6 protein-coding genes and 2 pseudogenes are annotated in these 5,764 nt (G+C 31.6%); 3 read left to right on the forward strand and 5 right to left on the reverse strand.

The features are described from left to right. A partial coding sequence (locus tag AB3X49_RS16575) for a sensor histidine kinase (protein WP_367963435.1) occupies positions 1 to 777 on the forward strand: 777 nt, incomplete at its 5' end. Positions 778 to 971: 194 nt separating this feature from the next. Beyond that, complete coding sequence (locus tag AB3X49_RS16580) at positions 972 to 1,709, forward strand: LytR/AlgR family response regulator transcription factor (protein WP_367963437.1); 738 nt, start codon at positions 972 to 974, stop codon at positions 1,707 to 1,709. 169 nt (positions 1,710 to 1,878) lie between these two features. Here the strand turns inward: AB3X49_RS16580 and AB3X49_RS16585 are convergent. The 3 genes and pseudogenes from AB3X49_RS16585 to AB3X49_RS16595 form a co-directional block, all read right to left on the reverse strand. Continuing rightward, positions 1,879 to 2,300, reverse strand: a pseudogene (locus AB3X49_RS16585) (IS6 family transposase); the annotation flags it as partial. 128 nt (positions 2,301 to 2,428) lie between these two features. Then, on the reverse strand, positions 2,429 to 2,551 hold the full coding sequence (locus AB3X49_RS16590) for a hypothetical protein (protein WP_367963440.1): 123 nt from the start codon (positions 2,549 to 2,551) through the stop codon (positions 2,429 to 2,431). A 1-nt stretch (position 2,552) separates the two neighbouring features. Then, positions 2,553 to 3,173, reverse strand: coding sequence for an accessory gene regulator ArgB-like protein (locus AB3X49_RS16595; RefSeq protein ID WP_367963442.1), 621 nt, complete (start codon positions 3,171 to 3,173; stop codon positions 2,553 to 2,555). A gap of 451 nt (positions 3,174 to 3,624) precedes the next feature. Here AB3X49_RS16595 and AB3X49_RS16600 point away from each other — a divergent pair. Then, positions 3,625 to 4,285 (forward strand): annotated as a pseudogene (locus AB3X49_RS16600) (IS6 family transposase). Positions 4,286 to 4,301: 16 nt separating this feature from the next. Here the strand turns inward: AB3X49_RS16600 and AB3X49_RS16605 are convergent. Both AB3X49_RS16605 and AB3X49_RS16610 read right to left on the reverse strand, forming a co-directional pair. After that, on the reverse strand, positions 4,302 to 5,231 hold the full coding sequence (locus AB3X49_RS16605; protein WP_367963446.1) for an IS3 family transposase: 930 nt from the start codon (positions 5,229 to 5,231) through the stop codon (positions 4,302 to 4,304). Continuing rightward, complete coding sequence (locus tag AB3X49_RS16610) at positions 5,174 to 5,362, reverse strand: hypothetical protein (protein WP_367963444.1); 189 nt, start codon at positions 5,360 to 5,362, stop codon at positions 5,174 to 5,176. The genes AB3X49_RS16605 and AB3X49_RS16610 overlap by 58 nt, the downstream gene beginning before the upstream one ends. Positions 5,363 to 5,764: the final 402 nt, after the last annotated feature.

Raw genomic sequence — 5,764 nt, forward strand, 5'->3', positions numbered from 1 at the left:
GTTATTAGTCTATCCATAGCATGTACTATTTATCTCATTACTAATTTTAAAGTAAATCAACAAGATGTATGGTATATTATTTTCATTTTATTTGTTTTTTTTGTGTTTTTTCTTAGATCTTCTATGCATAAAAAAATAAAGATTTTAGAACATGAGATGCAAAAAGCTCATGAACAACAATTAAAATTAAATATTAGAAATGAACGTAAAACAAGGCATGATTTTGTTTTTCATTTGAATACAATTTATACCATGGCAGACTTAGGGGAAATAGATGAATTAAAGCGTTACATAAGAGAACTAACTACTAATATTCAATTAAAGCATCAATCTTTACCATTAAAAGAGATAGCGTTGTCTAGTTTAATATTAAATTATCAACAAAAGTTTTTTCATAATGGAATTAGATTAAATTTAAATTTAAATCATTCCTTAGAAGGCATACCTCTAAAAGGTTATGAATTAACTATTGTATTTGCAAACTTATTGGTTAATTCATTTGAATATTTAAAACATGATGAAAAATTGAAAAGGCAAATAGATTTGACAGTTGATTTTTATGATTCTTATTATCAGATTGAAGTAATGAACGAATATATTGGTCAACTTGAAGAAATAGTAACCAATTTTCTACAAGAAAATGAAAGCGATCTAAATAAAACACGTGGCTTAGGATTATCAAATGTTAACCATATTGTAAAACTGTACAATGGTCAACTGTTTCCAGAAATAACTGCAAATAAGATGTTGTCAATAGTTGTGATAATACCTATATGAGTTCTGTTTGAAATTTTACCAATGGTACATTAACTATATTTTTAACTTTTGTATTCAAAGTGTTTGATGAAAAAACTACACCAAAAAAGGAGCGATAGTGTGAAAAAGAAATTTATAGGGCTATTTGTGTCAAAAAGATTTTTTTCTTATGAACCTAAATTACCAGGTTTATCAAGATCAAAGGAATAAAGAAAATGCAAACAGAAATATGTTCATTAAATATAATTGCAATTGATGATGATTCTAACATGCGTAAATGGTATGAGCACTTCTTTAAAAAATCAAAACATAATTTAATCGAATCAATAGATAGTGGGGATTTCATATTTAACTATATCCAAAAAAATTGTGTTGATGTGATTCTTTTGGATATAGAGTTGGTTGAAGCATCCGGTTTACAAATAGCTAGGAGTCTATCTTCTTATAACATAGATATTATTTTTATTACTGCTTATGAAAAATATGCTATTGATGGTTATGAATATTACCCACATGATTTTATTGTAAAGCCTATTGATAAATTACGTTTATCTCAGTCATTGGAAAAACTTTTAGATAAAAGATTGGAAAAGAATATACTAACAAAAGTTGCCTTTAAAGTTAAGGAAGGTATTCATTTTGTGGATATCCAAAAAATTGTTTATATTGAGAAAAGATATAGAAAGTTGCTTATTTACATGGAAAAAGGTGAGACATTACAAATTACAGAGAGTTTAAAGAACATGGAAATGAAATTAGCAAAATATCACTTCTACAGAATTCATAGGTCATATATAGTACCTATGAATCGAGTGAAATCCTTTATTAAGGATGATTTTATGAAATCATATAACTTGTCTTTATGTGGGTGTGATAAGGTACTTCCTGTAAGTAAGCATAAAATTAATGATTTTAAAAAAAAGCTTCATAATACTTTTGAGGTTTATCTATGATATTTTAGTGAAGATAGAAAACACTTTCAGTGCCTTTTCTATCATGGTTCATTATTAATCAAAAAATCTGTTGATATAAATATTAATTTGCTTAAACAATCTTTTTGGTTCTGGGGCAAATAAAAGATACATTCCAAAGAATTATGAGAATTCCTACTGGAATCCTTTTTTACGCTGTTAATCCAAATAATTGATGAATGAATTCATTTTGATTGTGAATAGACTGATCCTGTAGATCAACCTGCTCTTTCTTTAATTCTGTGATAGCAATTAAATCAGCTGAATTTTTATCAACTGTAATTACACGGGGTTTAGAAACATGAAGAGGCTGCAAAACTTTCTTAAAAAAACGCTTTGCAGCCTTAGGATTTCTCGTTTTACTCAGATAAAAGTCAATCATGTTTCCTGCAGAATCAACGGCACATGATATAGGTGCATCCATTGTACGTTTACTTTTATGTACGTTTCATTTATTCTCCAGGAATTGTTCGTTTATTTGAGTTGATGTCAAATTCGCTTATCTAATTCAGACCCATATTGATGGACCCAACGCATATTCGTTGGATGAGTTAAGGATCGTCCTCTCTTTTTTCTTTCATTTAAACAAAGTTTCCTGTTCCATACTGATCACACACATTTTGTAGAGTAATAGTATCAGTATGAAACAGGTTTAAAAATTACTTGCAAGCATCTTCATTTTTTTGCACCAGAACCTTTCTTTATTCCTTTGATTTTGATGAATCTGGTAATTCAGGCTCATAAGAAAAGAATCCTGTTGCCATTGTTCCTTTTGACGCAAATAGCCCTATAAATAAAATAAAGTAAAAAAATGCCTTTTTCATACTATCGCTCCCTTTTTGGTGTAGTTTTTTCATCAAACCAAACAATCAAAAAATTAAAGGTTTTAGTGAGAGATAAGGCCTGAAAAAACACGGCAAACCATATTATCACTGTAGTTTTTTCGTCAAACAATTTAAATGTAAAAGTTGAAAATATAATTACCATAATCAACATAAGTGACAATAATTTGAATGTCAGTTTCTTTTTATCAGTGAATAAATGTTTAGTTTTATGTAAGACAGGTGCATACACAGCAAATACTATAATTGAAAACAAAGCCATAATCATTAATATGTTTTTAGATAAACTGAGAGAATGTACAGTTGATAAAACTATCAATAATATTAATCCTGTGCTATATAGTGCACATTTAAAATAGCTTTTAAAATGTGCGCCGCCCCCAATTATTCTCAATGTACACCCTACAATTAAACAATATAATGATTCACGCATTACATGAAAGATAGATGCCAAAGCTACTATAAAAAATATTTGAAAAACAATAGCTAGTATCCATTCAAATCCATATCGTAGCTCATCTTTCACAGAATAATATTGTGGAATTTCTTTTACTACTAAATCTGATAAAAAAACACTAACTTTATTTGGTGACCAGTTCCTCAATACTTCTCCCTCCTTTTTTATTTTTTTTCGTGGTAACCAAAAATTAATTCCTGTATATATCAGTTCTTGTATACGCTGAGTTTTGTTGCAAAGGTTTTCTAAAAAACGGTCCAATGGTAGAAAACATAAGGTGCGGAGAATGATATATAAGGCATTTAAAAGAAAAAAGCATTGCAGTATAATACATTTACGGGGATATTACCCTTGTTTTTTCTTCTAAAGCGGTGCAGCGTATACTACATTATACTAAATTTGTTATTTGGTGTTTAAAAATGGTTTATAAGGGGGGGATTCATACACGAATGGTTCAATATCTAGGTTTTTTGGGACATTTTATAAAAATTCATAAACAAATAAAAAAAGGGGGATCTGGTGCGGAAAATATAACACCTGTGTAATGAGTTTTTAAATCTTAGCCATACTATTAATCTACAAAAGGTGTGTGATCAGTATGGAAACAGAGAATGTATTTAAGTGGAAACATTATCAACCAGATATTATTTGGCTAACTGTACGTTGGTACCTGCGGTACAACTTAAGTCTTCGTGATCTGGTGGAAATGATGGAAGAAAGAGAATTATCTTTAGCTCATACAACGATTATGCGATGGGTTCATCAATATGGACCAGAATTAAATGAGCGTATTCGAAAACATTTGAAATCAACCAATGATTCTTGGCGAGTGGATGAAACATACATCAAAATCAAAAGAGAAAAAATGTACTTATATCGCGCGATCGATTCCGAAGGAAATACGATTGATTTTTATTTAAGCCGTAAACGAGATGCGAAGGCTGCAAAGAGCTTTCTAAAGAAGGCCTTGGCTTCTTGTCATGTCACAAAACCTCGCTCGATAACTGCTGATGGTGATAAAGCCTATCCTGTTGCGATACGTGAACTAAAGGAAGAAAAGTGTATGCCACACAGTACACCACTTCGTGTAACAAAATATTTAAACAATATCATCGGTTTATCAAAAAACGATTTTGGAATATGCTTGGATTGAAATCAGTGCTGACAGCTACAAAATGATTGCTGGAATAGAAGCTATGCATATGATCAAAAAAGTCCAAACTCTCCGAGGGCAGTTTGGACTTATCCCCATCAAGTAGACAACTGTAAAAAAGACTATGCAGCCATCGGAATTCGATATTCGATCGGAGCTCGATAGTTGAGCCTTTTTTGGAATCGTTTGTAGTTATAATGATAGATGTATGTTTCAATTGCTTGAATGAGTTCGCCCTTTGTTTGATAGTTATTAAGATAAAATATTTCAGATTTAAAATGAGAGAGTAATGATTCAATGTAAGCATTGTCATGGCAGTTTCCTTTACGAGAATGGCTGCCGATGGCGCCTAGCTGCTGAAGCATACGATAATAAGCAGGAGATGTATATTGGAATCCTTGATCTGAGTGGATGATGGTTCCATACACATCTCTTTTTTGTGTTGCTAAATCTAATGTTTTTAGAACAAGTTGTAAATCATTGCGATGTGAGAGTTTCCAAGCAACGATTTTATTATTGTAAAGGTCTTGAACGACCGATAAATAGAGAAATTTATCTTTGAATGGAAAATAAGTGATATCTGTAACAAGTACCTCATTTTGTTTGCGGTTTTGGAATTGCCGTTCTACTATATTAGGGAAAACTCTTGAGGATTTCTCTTTGAAACAGCGTCGCTTTTTACGGATAATAGATTGAATTTGAAGCTCTTGCATAAATCTATATACTTTTTTGTGGTTCACGAAAAATCCGGCCTCTCGTAAGGCGATTGTCATGCGAGGATAACCGTATTCCTTGTGTTTTATGTGAATTGCTTGAATCTGTTCACGCAATGTCTTATTCTTTGAAAGACGTAATTGTCTGTGATTACATGTTGAACGCCATTTATAGTAGCTAGAGCGATTTAACCGCGCAATGATGACAAGCCATGTTACTTTGTATTGAGAACGTAGTTCTTCAATAATCTCATATTTAGCTGTTTGGGCAAAAGCACCTCCTATAGATTTGGATACCGCTTTTTTAAATAAGCTACCTGAGCTTTGTAATATTCTAATTCTTCTTCGACACTATTGAATTTCGTACGAAGACGACCTTTCAAGGGATTTTTCAAGCCGCTATTCCCACCGTTGTTTCTTCTTAAATCTGAAATATCGCCTGTTTCCTGGTATTTTCGAACCCAATTCATTAACTGTATTCTCCTTTTTAGCTTATATTTCTTAGCTATGTTCGATTGGCTGCTACCCCTCACCATTTAAATAACTTTTTACAACTTGTATCTTTAATTCATTTGAATACGTTTGAAATGTATCTCCTTTTTTGACCATAGTAAAATCCCCTCCAAGTAAAAGTGTAACATCCATGTCTATTTATGGACTTTTTACACTGTCTACCTTAAGGGGATAATATCAGAAGTCTGCCCAAAAGCAGATATATCATTAATGAACTCTTGGTTTTAACTGTATAAAGTTCAATTCCGCTAGGAATCTTTTTCTTTTTTTCATATCCCACTGTTTTTGCACCAGAACCATGGCGAATGCCATTGCAAGCGGAATCGCTACAATCCCTACAACCAATCCTGCTAGCATAT

Source organism: Bacillus sp. C30 (genome assembly GCF_040838255.1).
In the GTDB taxonomy this organism is placed as follows: domain Bacteria; phylum Bacillota; class Bacilli; order Bacillales; family Bacillaceae_G; genus Bacillus_A; species Bacillus_A mycoides.